22 protein-coding genes are annotated in these 19,301 nt (G+C 71.5%); 9 read left to right on the forward strand and 13 right to left on the reverse strand.

Annotated features, from left to right (window positions below; genetic code table 11):
* Positions 1-86: 86 nt before the first annotated feature.
* From AB0C01_RS19210 to AB0C01_RS19245, 8 genes are read right to left on the reverse strand one after another with little or no spacing between them, the layout of a single operon-like run.
* Positions 87-860, reverse strand: a complete 774-nt coding sequence (locus AB0C01_RS19210; RefSeq protein ID WP_357571756.1) for a fumarylacetoacetate hydrolase family protein — start codon at positions 858-860, stop codon at positions 87-89.
* Positions 857-1,924 carry a 4-hydroxy-2-oxovalerate aldolase gene (dmpG, locus tag AB0C01_RS19215; protein ID WP_357254590.1) on the reverse strand — a complete coding sequence of 356 codons (1,068 nt, stop codon included), beginning with the start codon at positions 1,922-1,924 and terminating at the stop codon, positions 857-859. The genes AB0C01_RS19210 and dmpG overlap by 4 nt, the downstream gene beginning before the upstream one ends.
* Entirely contained in the window at positions 1,921-2,856 is a 936-nt protein-coding gene (locus AB0C01_RS19220) for an acetaldehyde dehydrogenase (acetylating) (protein WP_357254592.1), read from the reverse strand. Before AB0C01_RS19220 ends, dmpG begins: the two co-directional genes overlap by 4 nt.
* Complete coding sequence (locus tag AB0C01_RS19225; protein WP_357254594.1) at positions 2,853-3,650, reverse strand: fumarylacetoacetate hydrolase family protein; 798 nt, start codon at positions 3,648-3,650, stop codon at positions 2,853-2,855. The genes AB0C01_RS19220 and AB0C01_RS19225 overlap by 4 nt, the downstream gene beginning before the upstream one ends.
* Before the next feature lie 20 nt (positions 3,651-3,670).
* Positions 3,671-5,152, reverse strand: a complete 1,482-nt coding sequence (locus AB0C01_RS19230) for a 2-hydroxymuconic semialdehyde dehydrogenase (RefSeq protein ID WP_357254765.1) — start codon at positions 5,150-5,152, stop codon at positions 3,671-3,673.
* A gap of 23 nt (positions 5,153-5,175) precedes the next feature.
* A complete protein-coding gene (locus tag AB0C01_RS19235) occupies positions 5,176-6,504 on the reverse strand; it encodes an NAD(P)/FAD-dependent oxidoreductase (RefSeq protein ID WP_357254596.1) in 1,329 nt (442 codons plus the stop codon).
* A complete protein-coding gene (gene kynU, locus AB0C01_RS19240; RefSeq protein WP_357254598.1) occupies positions 6,501-7,781 on the reverse strand; it encodes a kynureninase in 1,281 nt (426 codons plus the stop codon). The genes AB0C01_RS19235 and kynU overlap by 4 nt, the downstream gene beginning before the upstream one ends.
* Positions 7,782-7,795: 14 nt before the next feature.
* Positions 7,796-8,698, reverse strand: coding sequence for a tryptophan 2,3-dioxygenase family protein (locus AB0C01_RS19245; RefSeq protein ID WP_357254600.1), 903 nt, complete (start codon positions 8,696-8,698; stop codon positions 7,796-7,798).
* Positions 8,699-8,845: 147 nt separating this feature from the next.
* On the opposite strand from AB0C01_RS19245, the gene AB0C01_RS19250 reads away from it, so the two are divergent.
* From AB0C01_RS19250 to AB0C01_RS19260, 3 genes are all read left to right on the forward strand, one after another.
* A complete protein-coding gene (locus AB0C01_RS19250) occupies positions 8,846-9,298 on the forward strand; it encodes an Lrp/AsnC family transcriptional regulator (RefSeq protein WP_357373455.1) in 453 nt (150 codons plus the stop codon).
* Between the two features lie 139 nt (positions 9,299-9,437).
* Positions 9,438-9,962: a hypothetical protein gene (locus AB0C01_RS19255; RefSeq protein ID WP_357254604.1), complete on the forward strand. Its 525-nt coding sequence runs from the start codon at positions 9,438-9,440 to the stop codon at positions 9,960-9,962.
* A 75-nt stretch (positions 9,963-10,037) separates the two neighbouring features.
* Positions 10,038-10,805, forward strand: coding sequence for a class F sortase (locus AB0C01_RS19260; RefSeq protein ID WP_357571883.1), 768 nt, complete (start codon positions 10,038-10,040; stop codon positions 10,803-10,805).
* A 24-nt stretch (positions 10,806-10,829) separates the two neighbouring features.
* Here AB0C01_RS19260 and AB0C01_RS19265 read toward each other — a convergent pair whose 3' ends face one another.
* Complete coding sequence (locus tag AB0C01_RS19265; RefSeq protein WP_357254606.1) at positions 10,830-11,240, reverse strand: type II toxin-antitoxin system VapC family toxin; 411 nt, start codon at positions 11,238-11,240, stop codon at positions 10,830-10,832.
* A complete protein-coding gene (locus AB0C01_RS19270) occupies positions 11,237-11,515 on the reverse strand; it encodes a type II toxin-antitoxin system prevent-host-death family antitoxin (protein ID WP_357254608.1) in 279 nt (92 codons plus the stop codon). The genes AB0C01_RS19265 and AB0C01_RS19270 overlap by 4 nt, the downstream gene beginning before the upstream one ends.
* A 135-nt stretch (positions 11,516-11,650) precedes the next feature.
* Between AB0C01_RS19270 and AB0C01_RS19275 the strand changes: the two genes are divergently transcribed.
* Both AB0C01_RS19275 and AB0C01_RS19280 read left to right on the forward strand, forming a co-directional pair.
* Positions 11,651-11,926 (forward strand): type II toxin-antitoxin system prevent-host-death family antitoxin, encoded by a 276-nt coding sequence (locus AB0C01_RS19275; RefSeq protein ID WP_357571757.1) that lies wholly within the window; start codon positions 11,651-11,653, stop codon positions 11,924-11,926.
* On the forward strand, positions 11,923-12,180 hold the full coding sequence (locus tag AB0C01_RS19280; protein ID WP_357254612.1) for a Txe/YoeB family addiction module toxin: 258 nt from the start codon (positions 11,923-11,925) through the stop codon (positions 12,178-12,180). Before AB0C01_RS19275 ends, AB0C01_RS19280 begins: the two co-directional genes overlap by 4 nt.
* Here AB0C01_RS19280 and AB0C01_RS19285 read toward each other — a convergent pair.
* Positions 12,146-12,859, reverse strand: coding sequence for a TioE family transcriptional regulator (locus tag AB0C01_RS19285; protein ID WP_357254614.1), 714 nt, complete (start codon positions 12,857-12,859; stop codon positions 12,146-12,148). The genes AB0C01_RS19280 and AB0C01_RS19285 overlap by 35 nt on opposite strands.
* Positions 12,860-12,953: 94 nt before the next feature.
* Here AB0C01_RS19285 and AB0C01_RS19290 point away from each other — a divergent pair, with 94 nt between their 5' ends.
* Positions 12,954-14,546 carry a DUF6194 family protein gene (locus AB0C01_RS19290; protein ID WP_357254616.1) on the forward strand — a complete coding sequence of 531 codons (1,593 nt, stop codon included), beginning with the start codon at positions 12,954-12,956 and terminating at the stop codon, positions 14,544-14,546.
* A 15-nt stretch (positions 14,547-14,561) separates the two neighbouring features.
* On the opposite strand, the gene AB0C01_RS19295 is transcribed toward AB0C01_RS19290, so the two are convergent.
* A complete protein-coding gene (locus tag AB0C01_RS19295; protein ID WP_030333470.1) occupies positions 14,562-15,098 on the reverse strand; it encodes an HNH endonuclease in 537 nt (178 codons plus the stop codon).
* Positions 15,099-15,400: 302 nt separating this feature from the next.
* On the opposite strand from AB0C01_RS19295, the gene AB0C01_RS19300 reads away from it, so the two are divergent.
* From AB0C01_RS19300 to AB0C01_RS19310, 3 genes are all read left to right on the forward strand, one after another.
* Complete coding sequence (locus AB0C01_RS19300) at positions 15,401-16,423, forward strand: mechanosensitive ion channel family protein (protein ID WP_357254769.1); 1,023 nt, start codon at positions 15,401-15,403, stop codon at positions 16,421-16,423.
* Between the two features lie 233 nt (positions 16,424-16,656).
* Positions 16,657-18,042 carry an MFS transporter gene (locus tag AB0C01_RS19305; protein WP_357571758.1) on the forward strand — a complete coding sequence of 462 codons (1,386 nt, stop codon included), beginning with the start codon at positions 16,657-16,659 and terminating at the stop codon, positions 18,040-18,042.
* 115 nt (positions 18,043-18,157) lie between these two features.
* A complete protein-coding gene (locus AB0C01_RS19310) occupies positions 18,158-18,586 on the forward strand; it encodes a globin (protein WP_357254620.1) in 429 nt (142 codons plus the stop codon).
* 19 nt (positions 18,587-18,605) lie between these two features.
* Here AB0C01_RS19310 and AB0C01_RS19315 read toward each other — a convergent pair whose 3' ends face one another.
* Positions 18,606-19,190 carry a YbjN domain-containing protein gene (locus AB0C01_RS19315; protein ID WP_357254622.1) on the reverse strand — a complete coding sequence of 195 codons (585 nt, stop codon included), beginning with the start codon at positions 19,188-19,190 and terminating at the stop codon, positions 18,606-18,608.
* Between the last annotated feature and the right edge of the window lie 111 nt (positions 19,191-19,301).

The following is a 19,301-nucleotide window of genomic DNA, read 5'->3' on the forward strand; positions in this document are numbered from 1 at the left end:
CGTGGCCCGGCCCCCCGCCCCGGGCCCCGGCCTCCCCCCCCCCCCCGGGGAGCCGGTCGGGCTGCCCGGAACCCCCACGGCCGCACTCACGAGGACACCCGCAAAGACGCCGTGCCGAGCTTCTCCACGACGGCGCGGACGTGGGCGCCGGGACGCAGCGGCACGGCAGCGGTCGCGGCACCGGCCAGGAACACCCACCCGGACTCCAGCCGCACACCGTGCCGGCCGGCAAGCCGGATGCCCTCGTCGAGCGCCCGGCGCGGATCGCCGAGGATCGCCGCCGTCGAACCGACCTGCGCCACCCGCCCGTCGATCTCCAGCAGCACGCCCAGGTTGTCCAGACCCGCCGGCACCGGCGACCAAGGCCCGATCACGAACGCGGCGGCCGAGGTGTTGTCGGCGATCACGTCCGGGAGTGCGAAGCGGAAGTCCGCGTACCGGGAGTCGATCAGCTCGATGGCCGGCGCGACCGCGCGGACGGCAGTGGCGAAGTCGCCGACCGGCTCGCCCGGCTCGGGCAGCCGGTCCAGCAGGAACGCCACCTCCGGCTCGACCCGGGGATGGATGTACGCGGACGGGTCCACGGCACCGCCGTCGGGCACCCGCATCGCGTTGGTGAGCCGTCCCCAGATCACCTCGTCCACGCCGACCTGAGCCATCTTCGCCCTGCTGGTCAGCCCCATCTTCAGCCCGACCAGCCGCTCACCGGCGTCCAGCCGGCGTTGGAGCAGCGCGGCCTGCACGCCGTACGCGGTGTCCACGTCGAGGCCGGTCTCGGCGGCGAGCTGCGGGATCGCGGTGGCCGTGGCCGCTGCCACGCCCAGCTTCTCGGCGATCCCCGTGATGTCTACGCCGATCATGCTGCGCCACCTTCCGTGCCGGCCAGGTCGAGTGCGACGTCGACGATCATGTCCTCCTGGCCGCCGACCATCCGACGCCGGCCCAGCTCGACCAGGATCGAGCGGACGTCCACGCCGTACTTGGCGGAGGCCCGTTCGGCGTGCCGCAGGAAGCTGGAATACACCCCCGCGTACCCCAGGGAGAGCGTCTCGCGGTCCACCTGGACCGGCCGGTCCTGGAGCGGGCGCACGATGTCGTCGGCGGCGTCCATCAGCGCGAACACGTCGCAGCCGTGCTTCCAGCCGTGCAGTTCGGCGACCGCCACGAACACCTCCAGCGGCGCGTTGCCGGCACCCGCGCCCATGCCGGCCAGGGAGGCGTCGACGCGGACGGTCCGGCCGTGCGGCGCGTCCGGGCCGGCCGGCCCGGAGCCGGTGACCCGGCCGTGCTCGACGGCGAGCACGCTGTTGGCCACTCCGAGCGAGAGATTGTGGTGCGCGTGGATGCCGATCTGCGTCTCCGGTGCCAGGACCTGCCGGTACGCGTCGACGCGTTGCGCCACGTCGGACATCAGCAGCCGACCGCCGGAGTCGGTGACGTAGACGCAGTGCGCCCCGTACGACTCCATGAGCTTGGCCTGCCCGGCGAGCCCGGCCGCATCGAACATGTGCGACATCATCAGGAACCCGGCGACGTCCATGCCGTTCTCCCGGGCCCAGGAGATGTGCTGGGCGGAGATGTCCGCCTCGGTGCAGTGGGTGGCGATCCGGACGCTTGTCACCCCGAGCGCCTTCGCGGCCTTCAGGTCGGCGATCGTGCCGATGCCCGGCAGCAGCAGGGTGGTCAGCTTCGCCGTGGTCAGCACCTCGGCGGCCGCGGAGATCCACTCGGCGTCGCTGGCCGCGCCGTGGCCGTAGTTGACGCTGGAGCCGGCGAGCCCGTCACCGTGTGCCACCTCGATGGCGTCCACCCCGGCGGCGTCCAGCGCGGCGGCGATGGTGCGTACCTGATCGACGGTGTACTGGTGGGCGATGGCGTGCATGCCGTCGCGCAGCGTCACGTCCTGGATGTACAGGTCGGTCATCGCGCGGCCACCTCCGACGATCGCAGGGCGACCAGCCGTTCCGCGGTACGCAGCGCGGCGGAGGTCATGATGTCCAGGTTGCCGGCGTACGCCGGTAGGTAGTGCCCGGCTCCGGAGACCTCCAGGAAGACCGACACCTGCAACGCGGTCAGCTGCCGCCCGAGCGTCGGCACGTACGCCCGCACCCGGTCGAACTGCACGTCCTGCTTGAGCCGGTAGCCGGGAACGTACTCCTGCACGGCCGTCACCATGTCCGCGACCGAGGCGGCGATGGCGGCGGTGTCGGCGTCAGCGTCCGGGCAGAGGCAGTAGACGGTGTCGCGCATCAGCAACGGCGGGTCCGCCGGGTTCAGCACGATGATCGCCTTGCCCCGCTCGGCCCCGCCCACCACCTCGATGGCCCGGGCCGTGGTCTCGGTGAACTCGTCGATGTTGGCCCGGGTGCCCGGACCGGCCGACTTCGACGCGATCGAGGCGACGATCTCCCCGTACGCCACCGGGGTGACCCGGCGCACCGCGGCGACGATCGGCACTGTCGCCTGCCCGCCGCAGGTCACCATGTTGACGTTCGACTCGTGCAGGTGCTCGTCGAGGTTGACCGGCGGCACCACGTACGGGCCGAGCGCGGCCGGGGTCAGGTCCACCACGGTGCGGCCGTGTGCGCGCAGCACCTCGTCGTGGCGTCGGTGCGCGCCGGCCGAGGTGGCGTCGAACACCAGCTCGACGTCGGCGAACTCGGGCATCGCCACGAGCCCGTCCACACCGTCGGCGGTGGTGGCCACGCCGAGCCGGCGGGCGCGCGCCAGCCCGTCGGAGGCCGGGTCGATGCCGGCCATCGCCACCATCCGCAGGCTGTCACTCAGCCGGAGAACCTTGATCATCAGGTCGGTGCCGATGTTGCCGGAACCGAGCACCGCCACACCGACGCTCACGCTGACTCCCCTCGGCTGAAACAGGTCCGCACCGAGCCGAGCCCGGAGATCCGCGCCTCGTACGCGGCTCCCGGGGTGACCGGCACCATGGGGCCGAGCGCCCCGGAGAGCACCACGTCCCCGGCGCGCAGCGGGTCACCGGCGCGAGCGAGCGTGCTGGCCAACCAGTGCAGGGCGTGCAGTGGGTTGCCCAGGCAGGCCGCGCCGGCGCCGACCGAGACCGGCTCGCCGGCGTGTTCCAGCACCATTCCGCACAGCCGCAGGTCGACGTCGGCGAGTCGGCGGGGCGTGGTGCCGAGCACGAACAGCCCGCTGGAAGCGTTGTCCGCGACGGTGTCCACGATGGAGATGTCCCAGCCGGCGATCCGCGAGTCGACGATCTCGATGGCCGGCAGCACGTGGTCCACCGCGCGGATCAGGTCGACGGTGGTGATCTGCGGGTCGGCGAGATCCTTGTCGAGCACAAACGCGATCTCCGCCTCGACCCGGGGCTGGAGCAGCCGGTCGATCGGCACCTCGACGCCGTCGCCGACCGCCATCGCGTCGGTCAGCAGGCCGAAGTCCGGCTGGAACACCCCGAAGGTCTCCTGCACCGCCCGGGAGGTCAGCCCGATCTTGGCGCCGACCCGGCGTTCGCCACGGCCCTGCCAGGCCCGCGTGTGGAGCTGCTGCACCCGGTACGCGGACTCGACGTCGCCCTCCGGCAGCAGCCGCCCGCGCAGCGGTGGGCAGGGCTTGCCGGTGCTGCGCGCCTCGGCCAGCTCCCGGTTGGCGGCCTCGATGTCAGCTTCCATGCCCGCTCCCTCGCCTTGGCTCACGACAGGTCCACGCAGACGTTCGTCAGTTCGGAGTAGAAGTTCAACGAGTGCACGCCACCCTCCCGGCCGATGCCGGAGGCCTTCACCCCGCCGAACGGGGTTCGCAGATCACGCAGGAACCAGGTGTTGACCCAGACGATGCCGGCGTCCAGCCGGGCGCCGGCCCGGTGCGCGACGCCCACGTCCCGGGTCCACACGGTCGCCGCCAGGCCGTACTCGGTGCCGTTGGCGAGCGCATACGCCTCGTCCTCGGTGTCGAACGGCGCGACGTGCACCACCGGCCCGAAGATCTCCTCCCGGTTGGTGCGGGCGTCCGGGCCGAGGCCGGCGAGCACCGTCGGTTGCACGTACGACCCGCCGTCACGGGCGTCACCGAAGGTGGGCGTACCGCCACCGGTGAGCACCTCGGCGCCCTCGGAGCGGGCCAGCTCGTACGCGCCGAGCACCTTCGCCCGGTGCTGGTGGGAGATCAGCGGCATGGTGGCGGTGGCCTCGTCGGTCGGCCACCCGTACGCCAGCTCGCCGGCCCGCTTCGCCAGCCGCGCGGTGAACTCCTCGAAGACCGGGCGCTGCACGTAGATGCGTTCGGTGCAGAGGCACACCTGCCCGCCGTTGGTGAAGCTGGACCGCACCGAGCCGGCCACGGCGGCGTCCAGGTCGGCGTCCGCGAAGACCAGGCCGGCGTTCTTGCCGCCCAGCTCGAAGCTGACCGCCTTCACGCCGTCGGCGGCGGCCCGCATGATCGCGCCGCCGGTGGCCGACTCGCCGGTGAAGGTGATGGCGTCGACGCCCGGATGCCGGGTGAGGAACTCGCCGGCCGAGTCCGGTCCGAAGCCGTGCACCAGGTTGAACACCCCGGCCGGTACGCCCGCGGCGGCCATCACCTCGGCGAGCACCGTCGCCGAGGCGGGCGTCTCCTCGCTGGGCTTGACCACCACGGCGTTGCCACAGGCCAGCGCCGGGGCGACCTTCCAGGTGAGCAGCAGCAGCGGCAGGTTCCACGGCACGATGACCGCGACCACGCCGACCGGCTTGCGCAGCGCGTAGTTGAGCGCCCGGCCACCGGTCGGGGTGACCGTGGTGAACGACTCGGTGGGCGCGGTCGCCACGATCTCCGCGAACGCCCGGAAGTTCGCCGCGCCGCGCGGAATGTCCAGCGTGCGGGCCTGGGCGATGGACTTGCCGGTGTCGGCGACCTCGGCGGTGACCAGATCGTCGAAGCGGCGCTCCAACTCGTCGGCGACCCGGCGAAGCACCTCGGCGCGTTCCCGTTCGCCCATCCGACCCCACGGCCCGCGCAGCGCCGCGCGGGCGGCGGCCACCGCGTCGTCCACCGTGGACCGCGACGCCTCGTCCACCTCGAAGACCGGCTCCCCGGTCACCGGGCTGGCCTTGGCGAACGTCGACCCGCCGTCGACGAACTCGCCGCCGACGAAGTTACGCAACCGCTGCGGCCCGGCCGGCGGGTGGCCGGCCATCAGTCGTGCATCCCAGTTGGCGGTCATCCGCGCCTCCCTCGACCGAGTGTCGCGCCGAGCAGCAGCAACGCGGCCCCGCCGACGACCGCGCCGAGCACCCGATGCTGCCGGCGCACCCGGCGGCGCACCTCCGCGTACGGGGTGGTGGAGAAGGACACCAGCTCGTACTGGGAAACGTACCGGCCGGGCAGGGCCCGTTCCAGGGCGTGCTCGATCCTGCGGCGGAGCTGGAAGACCGGGGAGGCAACCCGGTCCCGCATCTCCACGAAGTTGGTGAGCGCCATCGTGGCGATGGCCTCGGCGTTCTCCTGGCGGCGTCGCTGGAACAGCGGCAGCGCCGCCAACCAGTCGTCGGCGCACTCGTCCAGGCAGCGGTCCAACTCGACCACGTCCTCGAACGCGCAGTTGGCGCCCTGACCGTAGAACGGCACGATCGCGTGCGCCGCGTCACCGAGCAGTCCCACCTTGCCGAAGACCTGCCACGGGGCGCAGCGGACCGTGCCGAGCACGCCCACCGGGTTGTGCTGGTAGTCGTCGATGAGGTTCGGCGCCAACGGGATGACATCCGGGTAGTGCGTGGCGAAGTGCTCCTCGATCGACGCCGGACTGTCCAGCGCCGCGAAGCTCCCGTCGCCCTCGTTGGGCCAGAACAGCGTGCAGGTGAAGGAGCGGTCCGGGTTGGGCAGCGCGATCATCATCGAGGTGCCGCGCGGCCAGATGTGCAGCGCGTCCGGATCGAGCGCGAAGTCCCCGCCCAGCGGCGGGATCGTCAGCTCCTTGTAGCCGTAGTCGAGGAAGTCCACGCTCTCGTCCAGCAGCCCGTGGCTGAGCAGTTGCCCGCGTACCGCGGAGCCGGCGCCGTCGGCGCCCAGCACGACCGACGCCTTCGCGGCGACCGTGCCCTGCGGGGTGTCGAAGCTCAGGGTTCCGTCGATCGGGTCGAGCGCGACCAGCCGGTGGTCGAAGACGACCCGCACCCCGGGCAGCGCGGCGGCCTCGTCCAGCAGAGCGTTGTTCAGCGCACCCCGGCTGATCGAGTTGATCGCCCGGTCCCCGGCCGCGCTGTACGACTGGAACTGCTGCTCACCCTCGACCGGGTGGATCATCCGGCCGCGCATCGGCAGCGCGTCGGTCAGCACCTGCTCGGCCAGCCCGATCCGGCGCAACGCGTCCAGCCCACGCTCGGAGAGCGCCAGGTTGATCGAGCGACCGCGCTCGGCCGTACCGGCCCGCGGGTCGGAGCGGCGCTCGTAGAGAGCCACCGGGTAGCCGCGCCGGGCCAGGAAGCAGGCGGCCAGGCAGCCGGCCAGCCCGGCACCGATGACCGCGATCTCGTCCCGTCGTGCGGTCATGGGTTGACCTCCCCCACCGTCGCCGCCAGCGCGGCGGCGGCCCGCCAGCAGTCGTGGTACGTCGAGTAGAGCGGCACCGGGGCGAACCGGACGACGTCCGGCTCCCGGGCGTCGGCGATGACGCCGTGCTCGTACCGCAGGCGTTTGGTCAGCTCGGCGGCGCTGCCGGCGCCGATGCGGACCGAGAGTTGGCTACCTCGCCGGGCCGGGTCGCGCGGGGTGATCACGCGCAGCGGCCGGTCGGCGACGACCTCGTCCAGCAGGGTCTCCAGCCAGCCGGTGAGGCGAAGGCTGCGGGCGCGCAGCGCGGTCATCCCGACCGCGTCGAACAGCTCCAGCGAGGTGCGCACCGGACCCATCGCGAAGATCGGCGGGTTGGAGATCTGCCAGGCCTCCACAGTGGCCGGCGGCCGGGACACCGGGGTCATCTCGAACCGGGTGGCCGCCGCGGTGCTCCACCAGCCCTCGAAGCGGGGCAGGCTCTCGTCGCCGAGGTGCCGCTCGTGCACGAAGACGCCGGCCAGGGCACCCGGGCCGGAGTTCAGGTACTTGTAGGAGCACCAGGCCGCGAAGTCGACGTCCCAGTCGTGCAGGGCCAGCGGCACGTTGCCGACCGCGTGGGCCAGGTCCCAGCCGACCACCGCGCCGGCGGCCCGGCCGGCGGCCGTGATCGCCGGGATGTCCAACAACTCGCCGGTCAGGTAGTTGACGCCGCCGAGCAGCACCAGCGCCACCCGGTCGCCCTCGGCGGCCAGGTAGGCGGTCACGTCCTCGGTGCGCAGCGCGTCCTCGCCGGGGCGCGGGCGTAACCGGACCACTGCGTCGTCCGGGTCGAGGCCGTGGAAGCGGGCCTGGCTGCGCACCGCGTAGCTGTCCGAGGGGAACGCGGCGTCCTCGATGACGATGCGGGTGCGGGCGCCGGCCGGGCGGTAGAAACTCACCATCAGCAGGTGCAGGTTGACCGTGAGCGAGTTCATCACCACGGTCTCCGCGGGCCGGCCGCCGACCAGTCGGGCGGCCGGTGCGGTCAACAGCTCGTGGTACGGCAGCCAGGCGCGCTCCGCCTCCAGGTGCCCCTCCACGCCGAGCCGGCCCCAGGCGTCCAGATCGGCCAGCAGTTCGTCGCGGGTGGCCCGGGGTTGCAGGCCGAGCGAGTTGCCGGCCAGGTACGCCGACTCGGGGTGGTCGCCGCCGTCGGCCGGCGGCACGTGGAACAGGTGCCGGTGGCCCGGGTCGGCCTCGTCGAGGCGGTGCGCTTCTTGTTCAGGGGTGTGCATGTCTCGCTCTCCGGTCACATCGCGGTACGGGCCGACCACAGCTCCGGGAAGACCACCCGGGACATGCTGCGCTGCAACCACGCCAGACCGGCGGAGCCGCCGCTGCCGACCTTGGCGCCCATCGTCCGCTGCACCGCCTTGACGTGGTTCCAGCGCCAGTCGCCGAACTCCTCGGCGACGCCGCTGAGCGCCTCGCCGAGCAGGCGCAGATGGTTGTCCGGGCCGGTGTCGCCGTAGATCCGTACCCAGGCCGCCTCGACCGACGACTGCGGATCGTGCTCCACCGCCACATCGCGGTCGAGCAGGTCGGCGGGGAGGTCGAAGCCACGCCGGGCGAGCAGCGCGACCACGTCGTCCCAGAGGCTCGGGGTGGTCAGCGCGGCGCTCAGGGCGCCGTGCACCTCGGTCTGCCGACGGAAGGGCCTGATCAGCGCCGGGTCGCGCAGGCCGAGCAAAAATTCCAGGTGGCGGTACATCGCCGACTGGAAGCCGGAGCCCTCGCCGAGCAGGTTGCGGAACCTGTTGAAGTCGGCAGGCGTCATCCAGCGCAGGCCCTGCCAGGCGGCGTTGAGCCCCTCCAGGTGCAGGGTGGCGCGGCGCAGCGGGGCCAGCGCATCCCAGACCCGGTCGGCGCGCAGCAGGCGCTGGGTCTCCCGTAGCTCGTGGCAGGTCAGCCCGAAGTACAGCTCCATGATCTGGCTGACCATCAGGAAGGACATCTCGCCGGGGTCGTCGCTGAGGGGCTGCTGCAACTGGTGCAGGGCGCTGGCCCGCACGTACGCGTCGTAGGGCACCAGGTCGGCGAACTCCAGGGTCGGCTCCCCGCCGTTGCGTGCGGCACGGGCGGCCCGCTGTCGCGGGGTCACCGGCCGCACCGAGGCGGGGCGGTTCGGCGCCCGCCGCTCCGTCTGATCCACCAGTCGTCTCCCTCCCCCGGACCTGTCGACGTCATGATCTCGCGGTCGGATCGGCCTGCGGAATGCCGGATCAACGGCTCTCGCCGTGTTGTCTTGACGAACCGAAGGCAAGTAGGCGAATTCGGTTCACGAAAGTAAGGTCTGAGCGTGGACGACATGGACTGGGCGCTGCTGCGCGAGTTGCAGGCCGACGCGCGGCTCTCCTTCAGCGAGCTGTCCCGGCGGGTGCACCTGTCTCCACCGGCCGTCGCGGAGCGGGTTCGCCGGCTGGAGGAGGCCGGGGTCGTCACCGGCTACCACGCCCATGTCGACCTGACCCGGGCCGGCCGTACCGTGGTCGCGCTGATCCGGATGTCCTGCTACGGCGCGCGCTGCATCCTGCACGACCCGGCGGTGGCCGGCTGGCCGGAGATCCTGGAGATCCACCGGATCACCGGTGACGCGTGCAGCATGCTCAAGGTGGCCGCCGGCTCGATCGGCGACTTCGAGGCGGTCATCGACCGGCTCGCCCCGTACGGCCAACCGTCGAGCACGATGGTGCTTTCCTCCCCGCTCGACTGGCGACCGATCACCGCCCTCCCCTCCCCCCGCCGCGGCTGACCTGGGTTTGGCCCCGAGCCAGCGGGAAAGCAGCGCCGTGCCCAGGGGACGCCCTTCCTCCGTCCGGAGTGCCGCCTTCGGCGCGGAGGCGGAATGAGGGGCGGAGGTTCCGGCGGTCGTCGCCGGTTGGGGGGAAATCATGCAGGGAATCCGCACGATCAACCGCGCGCTCTCGTCCGCACTGACACTGGTAGCGCTGGTCGGTGCGTTCGTCCTGATGTCGGCCGTACCGGCGCGCGCCGGCGAGAACGTCTTCGTCGAGGTCATGCCGAACAGCGCCCAGGCCGGTAGCCGGGTCAACATCAAGGCGGGCTGCGACAACGCCAACAACAACCGCCAGTCCAGCGTGCACTCCGACGCGTTCGGGCACGTGACCCTCAAACCGGACAAGGGCTTCCTGACCGCGCAGGCCACCATCATCCGCGACAAGCCGGCCGGTGACTACCCGGTCGACCTGCGCTGCGAGAACGGCCAGACGGCCTCGACCACGCTCACCGTGCTGAACATGGCCTCCCCCAGCAAGGGACCGGCGACCGGTGGCGGCGGGACAGCCGGCGGCCGCGGCACCGGCTCGTTGCTGGTGCTCGGCGGCGTGGCGCTTGTCGCCACCGCGGTCGCGCTCGGGATGGCGGGCGGCCGACGTCGGACCGGAGCCGGCTCCTGAGCCGGGTGACCCATGACCCGCAGATCCGCGCGCGCGCGGCCGGACCGCCGCGCCCGCTTCCAGGCCGGGCCGCTGCTGCGCGCCTCCGGCCGGCTGGTGGCCCGCGCCTCCGGCCGGCTGGGTCGGGTCGCCGGGCAGGCCGGGTCGGCCAGTCTCGCCACCCCGGATCCGACCGTCGCTCCGCTGCCGCCGCGCGGCCCGGCCGGATCGCGGTCGTTCCGGCCCCGTTTCGGTACGGGACCGGGGCTGCCGGTGCTGGCCATCGCCGCGGTGATGGTGCTGATCGTCGCGATGCTCGGCGTCGAACAGGTGACCGGGATGAGCCTGCTACCGGACCGGCTCAGCGCTGGATTCCGGCCGCCGCCGAAGAAGTTCCCGGTGCTGACGGCCAGCCGTCCGACCAGCCTCGCCATCGAGAAGATCGACCTGCGGGCGCCCGTGCACGACGTGGGTATCGCTTCGGACGGCACCATCGCGGTGCCGGACGCGGCCCGCGCCCAGGAGGCCGGCTGGTACGACCAGGGGCCGACCCCCGGCCAGTACGGTCCGGCGGTGATCGTCGGGCACGTCGACACCACGAGCGGGCCGGCGGTCTTCCACCAACTCCGTGAACTGCGCGACGGCGACCAGATCGAGGTCACCCGCACCGACCGCAGGGTGGCGGTCTTCGAGGTGAACTCGGTGGAGAAGTTCGACAAGGGCCAACTGCCGGTGGACGAGGTGTACGGCGACTTCAGCCGCCCGAGCCTCAGATTGATCACCTGCGGTGGCCAGTGGGTCGGCGGCGAGACCGGCTATTCCGACAACGTGGTGGTATTCGCCTCGTTGGTCAAGGCGCGTTGAGGACGGGCGAATCGAAATTACCGGTCAGTTCTGGCCTGGGCTTGCCACAGGTAACCCGGCGGCCTTGGCGCAGTCGAGCAGCCGCCGGTCGTAGCTGACGAATGCGATGAGCGCGGTTCCGGACTCGTTCGTCAGGACCTGAGCCGTGGCAAGGTGTATGGCGTCGAGACTGCGTAGCGTCGGCTCCGCAAAGGCGGCGGCGGTGGCGCGGATAGTGCCATCGATCTCCAGCCGAAAGAGCCGTCCGACAGCTACCGGCACTCCGATCAACGCTTGCGGTGCTGACCGGCGCAACGCCCTGGGCACCTCAACCTCGACGAGAGCGGAGGAGACCAGCGGGACGTCGCCCTGCGCGTTGAGCCAGGAGACGAGGTCAGCGCTGCACGCCTCCTGGCGAACCAACTTCACGACGGCGGCGGAGTCGAGATAGATCACCAGCGCTCCTCGTCGCGCATCTCGGCGAGAGCGGCAGCCACGTCCACGTCCTCGGCGCCGAGCTTTGGCGGAAGCGGGACAGGGCCGCTCCCGGTTGGCGCGACGGCCCGTCCGGCCACTACCAGCTTGGCCAGCACAGATCTGTCGTCACCGACCGGGATCAGTCGGGCGATCGGATGCCCGCGATCGGTGATCTCCACCGTCTCGCCGCCACTCACCCGAGCGAGCACCTGACTCGTGTTCTGGTTCAGCTCCCGGACCCCGATACGCTCCATGGACCCAGTGTAGAACCAAATGTTCTACAGCTGCGCGAACCTGCCCGTCACGTATGGAAAGTGGCGGCCAGTGTTTCGACGGTGGCCACCTCACCGGTCTCAGGTACAGTTTTCTGTACTTACGTGGAGGTGACCATGCGCACCGTGAACTTCACCCAGCTTCGACAGAACCTGGCCGCCGAACTCGACAGCGTCATCAACGATGCGGAGGAGGTGGTGGTGACCCGATCAGGCCACGACCCGGTGGTCATCGTGCCGCTCGCAGAGTACGAGGCGATGAAGGAGACCGAGTATCTCCTGCGCAACCCGAGTAACGCCGCAGCCCTGCGCCGCTCGGTCGCCGAACTGGAGGCCGGTGACACGGCCGAGCGCGACCTGGTCGACCCGAGCACCGTCCGGGACGTCGCGTGAGGCTGGTCTTCACCGCGACGGCATGGAACCAGTACCTCAGCCACACCGACCGCAAGTTGGTCAAGCGCATCAATGACCTCATCGCCGACGTAATGCGCAACGAATACGAGGGTATCGGCAAGCCAGAGCCCCTCCGGGGCGAGCTGTCCGGCTTCTGGTCCCGCCGGATCGACCGCGAACATCGGTTGGTGTACCGGGTCAGCAAGGGCGACGTCGAGATCATCGCCTGTCGGTACCACTACGGCGACAGGTAGCTGGACCAGCGTCGAGGTAGTCGGCCAGCCGGGCGGCCCCGGTGAGCATGGCCCGGCCGCGCTCGGTGAGCCGTTCGCGCCACCGGCCCAGCGACGCGGCGAGCGGTTCGGTGCCGCCCGCGCCGCGCACCTGATCCAGCACTGCGGCGATGTGGTCGAGCCGGTATCCACCACGGCGCAACAGGTGCGCCAACTCGGCGTCGCGGACGTCGTCCGGGAGGTAGACCCGGTAGTGGGTCACCGGATCGCGCACCGGCCGCAGGACTCCGGCCCGCTCCCACTTGCGCAGCGTGGCCGGCTGTAGACCGAGCCGATGGGCCAGCACGCTGATCGGCACGGCTGTCTGGCTCCGCGGTTGCGGTCTCGTTCCGGTGAGAGCCGCCACCGCCGACTCGACCGCGTCCAGGGTCTCCCGGTCGCGTTGGAGCAGGGCATGCCCCTCGTCGACGGTGCGCAACGCCTCGTCGACCTCACCCCGGTTGACGGCCCGCATGATCTCGCCGCTGGCCGCGTAGCCGTGGCCCACGATCAGCGCGAGGTAGGCACTCAACGCCCTCGCGTGCGTCTCGGTGAACCGGCGGTAGCCGTTCGGCGTGCGCTGGGCCGGCGGCAGGACGCCGTCCCGTTCGTAGTTGCGCACGGCCTGCGCGGAGAGACCGTGGGCGCGCGCGAGGTCCACCGGGCGTACTCCGGGGTTTGAGGGTTTTGTGGGTGTCACCCGTGCTCCATCGCTCCTGAGTCTCAACCGCAGGTTCAACGATACGGTTTATGGAATGCCATCTCTTCTCGACCTGCTCGCGGTGTCCCCGGACCTGCTCGCGCTCGGTGAGCCGACGCACGGCGAGTCCGCCTTCCTCCAACTCCGCAATGACGCCTTCCTGTCGCTGGCGGAGCACGGCTACCTGTCGATCGCGGTGGAGAGCGACCGGGCGGCCGGGCTGATCGCCGACGAGTTCGTGCAGGGCGCTGCCGTACCGCTCGAACGGGCGCTCTCCGAAGGGTTCAGCCACGGGTTCGGCACCGCCCCGGCCAACCGCGACCTCCTGCTGCGGATGCGCGAGTGGAACGCGGGACGCCCGGTCGCCGAACGCCTGACGTTCTACGGCTTCGACGCCCCCCTGGAACTCGCGAACGCACCGAGCCCGCGACGCCACCTCATCCGGGTCTGTGACTTCCTGGGCCTCGACCGATCCGCCGAGATCGACGACCTGGTCGGCGACGAGGCGCGGTGGAGTGACCCGGCCGCGATCTGGGAGCCGGGCCGGTCGGTGGGGCGCTCGACCGACGCCGAAAGACTGCGGGTGCTCGCCGACGACCTCCTGACCGAGTTGTACCTGCGGGCACCCGGGAAGGCCGCGGGCTGGCCGGCGGCGTTCGTGCAGGCGACGTCCGCGGTCGCGGTGCTGCGCTACCACGCCGCGGCCGCCGCCCCACTGGCGCAGGAGGAACGCTTCGCCCGCCTGGCCGCGGTGCGGGACGCGCTGATGGCCGAGAACCTGCTCGCGATCCGATCCGCCGAGGCCCACCGCGGGCCCACGCTCGTCTTCGCGCACAACACGCACCTCCAGCGTCAGGCGGGCACGATGACGCTTGCCGGCGCGGAGGTGTCGTGGGCCGGTGCCGGCGCGATCGTCGCGTCGCTGCTGGGCGACCGCTACGCGGTGATCGTCGGCAGTCTGGGGGCGAGCCCGGCGCTCGGCATCGAGGCACCGGCCGCGTCGACCTACGAGGGCAGGCTCCAGCAGGAGACCGACATTCCCCGGTACGTGCCGGCGGCCGACATCGGGCCGGCCGAGCAGCGGACGCACGACTACCGGTACGTCCCGCTGGACCGGGCCACCATCGAACACGCCGACGCGGTCCTGCACATCCCGACCGGTGTCAACGCGGCCGTGCTGGCCGATCGGATCGTCGCGCTGCCCGGCGTCGAGCAGGTCGTGGCGAGCGAGGACAACGGATCACCCGAGGCAGCCTGGGGTGACCGGTTCTTCTTCGTCGGCCCGGACCGCCGGCAGCCGTTCGCCACAGTCGTCGAGCACGACGTGCCCGGCTTCGACGAGGCCGGACAGCTCGACCGCCCCGGTGTCTTCCGCCTCAACCTGGACCTGGGCCGGAGCGAATTCGAGCGACGCTTCGGCTTCCCGCCCAAGGCGTTCGAGGACCACCGGGACGAGTTCGACTTCGCCCGACTGGACACCCTCACACCGCACCCGGGCTACGCGCTGCACGGGTTCGCCAGCATCGTCATGCCCGGCCCGCACCTGCTACCCGAGATCGACCGGCTGTTGACGGTCGCGCACGGTCGAGCAGTCGACCGCAACGAGCGAGCCGCGCGCCGGGCAGCGGACCAGCAACCCGGAGCCTGACGGCACCGTTCGGAGTCAGGCGGCGGCTTCCGGCTCCCGCAGGTCCAGCCAGTCGGCCCAGCGGGGGTCGGGGGCGCGATGCCCGAGCACCCGCCAGGCGGTGCCCTTCGGTGCCGCGGGCAGCGCATGCAACCGCCACCCCATCTCCGCCGGCGTCTTGTCGCCCTTGGTGTGGTTGCACCGGGCACACGCGGCGACCACGTTCTCCCAGGCGTGCCGGCCACCCCGGCTGCGGGGAAAGACATGGTCGATGGTCTCGGCCGGACCCCGACAGTAGGCGCACCGCCACCCGTCCCGGGCGAAGATCGCCCGCCGGGACAACCCGACGTGCGTCCGGTACGGCACCCGGACGAAGCGGGTCAGCCGGACCACGGACGGCACCGGGAGCGCGTCGCGGGCGCTGTGCAGAATGCCATCGCCGTCGGCGACGCAGACGGCCTTGGCAGAGAGAACGAGGATCGCGGCACGGCGCACCGACACGACACACAGCGGCTCGTAGGTGGCGTTGAGGACCAACGCGCCGGAGCCCACCGTGGGTCGTATGTCAGGCATCGCGATCACCCTCCCGGTTCAGCGGCTGCTGCGTACCGCCGTCGACCGAGGTCCGGGCATGACCACCCACACGGTCGACGCCGGCCGATCACCGACGTCCGTTGCGCCAATAGTCCCTGATCGGACCCCGGATTGCACGTACTAATCCGGGGCCGGGTACGAAGCTCTCTCCCGCACCTGTCACGATGGCCGGTTCGCCCCGATCCGGCCCTGCCCTCGGCGGCAGGTCACCCGGCCGGTGGGTCGGCGGTGGCCGCGCGGGCTCCTTGCGGTACGAAGACAGGGTGAGTGCCGCAAGCGTGATGCCCCTTGCCCTGTCCACCGCCGGGTCGGTGAACTGCCAGGGCAGTTCCTCCTGCCAATTCCTGTACGAGCTGACCAGGTCGGCCTGGTTCGCCGAGGGCAGTTACTGGATCCTGCTCAAGCCGCTGCGGGTGCTGCTGATCCTGGCGCTGGCGATGGTGGCCCGCTGGGCGGTGCACCGCACGATCAACCGGTTGGTCCGTACGACGACCGACGGCGCGGTGCCGACGATGCTGCGGCCGCTGCGCGAGCGGGTGCCCAGCGCGGCGGTCGACCCGACCGAGTTCGTACCCGAGCGGCGACGGCAGCGGGCCGAGGCGATCGGCTCGGTGTTGCGCAGCCTGACCACCGCGTTCGTCTTCGGCATCGCGCTGCTGATGATCCTGCGTGAGTTCAGCTTCGACCTGGCGCCGCTGCTGGCCAGCGCGGGGATCGCCGGCGTGGCGCTGGGCTTCGGCGCACAGAGCCTGGTCAAAGACCTGATCGCCGGCCTGTTCATGCTGATCGAGGATCAGTACGGCGTGGGCGACAACGTCGACCTGGGCGAGGCGATGGGCGTGGTCGAGGCGGTCGGGCTCCGGGTGACCACTGTGCGCGACGGTCGCGGCGTGCTCTGGTACATCCGCAACGGCGAGATCATCCGGGTGGGCAACAAGAGCCAGGGCTGGGCGCTCGTGGTGGTGGACCTGCCGATCGGGTTCAACAGCACCGAGGAGGCCACCGCCGTCCTGCGGACCGCGGCCGCCTCGGTGGCGGTGGACCCGGAGCTGTCACCGGAGATCGTCGAGGCGCCGGAGGTGTTGGGTGTCGAGCAGGTGACGGTGGACGGTGCGGTCATCCGGACGGTGGTGAAGACGACAGCGGACGGGCAGTTCGCGGTGGGCCGGGAGCTGCGTCGGCGGCTGGCGGAGGCGCTGGAGAACTCGGGCATCACCGCGCAGATCGCGGCGGCCCGCATCTTTCCCGGGCTGCCCCCCCGCCCACTGCCCGACGGTGAAACAGGCCAGGGTGGTGCCACCTGACCCACCCGCCATTGTCCTCGAATTCAGGGGTCGCGAGCCGCCCGGCCCCTCAGGTATCGTCCGTTCGTTCAGTCGGGGAAGCGACGAACGATCCGTTCGACCTAGATAGTTGTCAGACGATCGGGCAGAATCCGGAGCACGCGTTCCCGCCAAAGCGTGATCACAACCTCGCTGATCCGTGATCTGACGAGCGCCTCCGGCCGGGCTGCCACGAGCGGCCGACCCGGAGGCCGATGGAGGCGACGGTGCCCGACGAGCGACCTTCCGCGGAAGGCCCAGCCACTTTTCGCGAAGTGTTCGCCCAGCACGAGTTCCGCGCCGTGTTCATGGCAAGCGCTCTCTCCTGGGTCGGCGATTACGTAGCGAAGGCCGCCGTCACCCTGCTCGTCTATCAGAAGACCGACTCGGTAGGGCTCTCCGCGGCTGCCTTCGCGGTCAGTTTCCTGCCCTGGCTGCTCGGTGGTCCGGTGCTCGCCGCACTGGCGGAGCGGTACCCGTACCGGCGGGTGATGGTGGCGTGTGACCTCATCCGGATGGCGTTGATGCTGCTCATCGCCATCCCGCAACTGCCGTACCAGGCGGTGCTGGTACTCATCTTCGCCGCGACGCTGGCCAACCCACCGAGCCAGGCGGCGAAGTCCGCGCTGATGCCGCAGATGCTCGCCGGGGACCGGCTGGTGCTGGGGCTGTCGCTGAACGCCAGCGTGGGCCAGGCGGCGCAGATCGTCGGGTACGTGATCGGCTCCGCCGCCGCGGCCTCGGTCAACCCGCAGGTCGCGTTGCTGTTCAACGCGGCCACGTTCGGCGCCTCGGCGCTGCTGGTCCGCCTCGGCGTGCGAGACCGATCGGCGGTGCCGAACCCGGCGCAGCGCAGCCACCTGCTACAGGAGACCCGCCAGGGCTTCACCATCGTGTTCGGCACACCGGTGCTGCGGGCGATCGCGCTGCTGGTGTTCAGCGCGATGCTCTTCTCGATCCTCCCCGAGGGGCTGGCCGTCGGCTGGGCCAACGAGGAGGGCGGTGGCGACCTGAACGCGAGCACGGCCCAAGCGGTGATCATGGTGGCCAGCCCGGTCGGTTTCATCCTCGGCGGGTTGCTGGTGAGCCGCCTCTTCGGGCCGGCACGCCGGCTGAAGCTGATGCGGCCGCTCGCGGTGCTCGCCCCACTGGCGTTGGTGCCGACGTTGTTCGATCCGCCCGCGCTGACGGTGGCTCTGCTCGCCGCTCTCTGCGGTTTCGCGGTCGCCGGCATGCTGCCGATGGCCAACGGGCTCTTCGTCCAGGCACTGCCCAACGGCTTCCGGGCCCGCGCCTTCGGAGTGATGGCGACCGGCGTCCAGGTCATCCAGGGCTTCGCCGTGCTGGTCACCGGTTTGATCGCGGACCGCTTCGACAACATCCCCCTTGTGGTGGGGCTGTGGAGCACGGCCGGCGTGGTGCTGATGGCGGTGGCCGCGCTGCGCTGGCCGGATCGGCAGGCGTTCAGCGACGCGATCACGGCAGCCACGGCGGCCAACGCCGAGCCGCCCGACCCGGACGACCCCGCCACCGGCGACACGGCGGCCGGCCCTGCCGAGCCGCGTGCCGGCGACGGCCACCGCCGGCACGCGGTCACCTGACCCGTCCCGCCCGCCCGGACCCGGAGCGGGCCGGACGCGGGGCATCGGCCCGGCGTGATCCGACGCACGGTGCGCGGGTCCGTCCGGCACTCGGTGCACCTGGCAGGATGGAACGGTGAACCCCGCAGGTGAATCCGAGCGTCCCGGTGCTTCGACGACCCTCTTCGAAGCGGTCGGCGGCGAGCCCACCTTCCGCAAGCTGGTCGACGAGTTCTATGCCGGCATCGCCAACGATCCGCTGCTGCGGCCCATGTACCCGGAGGGGGACCTGGGGCCGGCCGCGGATCGGATGACCCTGTTCCTGATGCAGTACTGGGGTGGACCGAACACGTACTCCGCCCAGCGTGGTCACCCGCGGCTGCGGATGCGGCACGCGCCGTTCCGGATCGGCGCGGCCGAACGGGACGCCTGGCTACGGAACATGCGCCGGGCCGTGGACCGGCTCGACCTCGAACCGGAGATCGCCACCACGCTCTGGGACTACCTGGAGCGGGCCGCGTACTTCATGGTCAACGCCGAGGAGGACCCGGCCGTCGGCGGCTGACCGCCGGGCCGAGGCAGCGTCAGAGCAGCGCGCCCTCGTCGTGGAGCCAGTCCACGAAGCTGGTGGCGACCGCCGCGCCGCAGTCGAGCATCTCGACCAGCAGCGCGTCGTGGGTCCCAGCGCCGAGCGGCACCTGAAGCTCGGCGTAGATCGGCAGCTGCCCGCGCTCCGTCGGGTCGCCGATGTACGCCTTGCAGAACCGACGGGTGTGGTTCCACTCGTTGACCACCCGATAGGCCCGGTCGGCCCAGTCCGGCGGGACCGTGGCGTGCGGGCGTGCCCGCATGACCAGGATCTCGTCCTCTGGCCCTTCGAGGGTCACCAGCACGGCGTGCCGCTCCCACATGGCCAGCAGGTTGCCGTCGCCGTCGGCCAGGTAGCGCACGTCGAGCAGGTCGAGTGCGTCGCAGACGCGGCGCAGACTCACCGGCTCGACGGTGGCCAGCATCTCCGTCAGCACTGGCCGCTCGCTGGCCGGGCAGTCGTCTCCCGGTTGGCGAGGATTGGGCGGTCCGACCCGGACCGCGCTCTCCACTGTGATCCCGCTTCGGGTTTCCGGATCGCCGCCGTCGGCGGGACCGGGGCGCCATGACCACCACGGCATCGCTCGCGCACCTCACTCCCCAGCGGATCCAGTCGCCTACGGTGCGTTGGATCCGAGGATGGACGGTACCCGGACAGCCGAGTTGAAGCACCCCCCCAACGACCGCCCCGG

Source organism: Micromonospora sp. NPDC048905 (genome assembly GCF_040649655.1).
In the GTDB taxonomy this organism is placed as follows: domain Bacteria; phylum Actinomycetota; class Actinomycetes; order Mycobacteriales; family Micromonosporaceae; genus Micromonospora.

Bases quoted from the DNA above. Each gene is read 5' to 3' on its own strand.
- AB0C01_RS19210 (WP_357571756.1), bottom strand. From the start codon at position 860: ATGATCGGCGTAGACATCACGGGGATCGCCGAGAAGCTGGGCGTGGCA.
- dmpG (WP_357254590.1), bottom strand. From the start codon at position 1,924: ATGACCGACCTGTACATCCAGGACGTGACGCTGCGCGACGGCATGCAC.
- AB0C01_RS19225 (WP_357254594.1), bottom strand. From the start codon at position 3,650: ATGGAAGCTGACATCGAGGCCGCCAACCGGGAGCTGGCCGAGGCGCGC.
- AB0C01_RS19230 (WP_357254765.1), bottom strand. From the start codon at position 5,152: ATGGCCGGCCACCCGCCGGCCGGGCCGCAGCGGTTGCGTAACTTCGTC.
- AB0C01_RS19235 (WP_357254596.1), bottom strand. From the start codon at position 6,504: ATGACCGCACGACGGGACGAGATCGCGGTCATCGGTGCCGGGCTGGCC.
- kynU (WP_357254598.1), bottom strand. From the start codon at position 7,781: ATGCACACCCCTGAACAAGAAGCGCACCGCCTCGACGAGGCCGACCCG.
- AB0C01_RS19255 (WP_357254604.1), top strand. From the start codon at position 9,438: ATGCAGGGAATCCGCACGATCAACCGCGCGCTCTCGTCCGCACTGACA.
- AB0C01_RS19270 (WP_357254608.1), bottom strand. From the start codon at position 11,515: ATGGAGCGTATCGGGGTCCGGGAGCTGAACCAGAACACGAGTCAGGTG.
- AB0C01_RS19275 (WP_357571757.1), top strand. From the start codon at position 11,651: ATGCGCACCGTGAACTTCACCCAGCTTCGACAGAACCTGGCCGCCGAA.
- AB0C01_RS19290 (WP_357254616.1), top strand. From the start codon at position 12,954: ATGCCATCTCTTCTCGACCTGCTCGCGGTGTCCCCGGACCTGCTCGCG.
- AB0C01_RS19295 (WP_030333470.1), bottom strand. From the start codon at position 15,098: ATGCCTGACATACGACCCACGGTGGGCTCCGGCGCGTTGGTCCTCAAC.
- AB0C01_RS19300 (WP_357254769.1), top strand. From the start codon at position 15,401: ATGCCCCTTGCCCTGTCCACCGCCGGGTCGGTGAACTGCCAGGGCAGT.
- AB0C01_RS19305 (WP_357571758.1), top strand. From the start codon at position 16,657: ATGGAGGCGACGGTGCCCGACGAGCGACCTTCCGCGGAAGGCCCAGCC.
- AB0C01_RS19315 (WP_357254622.1), bottom strand. From the start codon at position 19,190: ATGCCGTGGTGGTCATGGCGCCCCGGTCCCGCCGACGGCGGCGATCCG.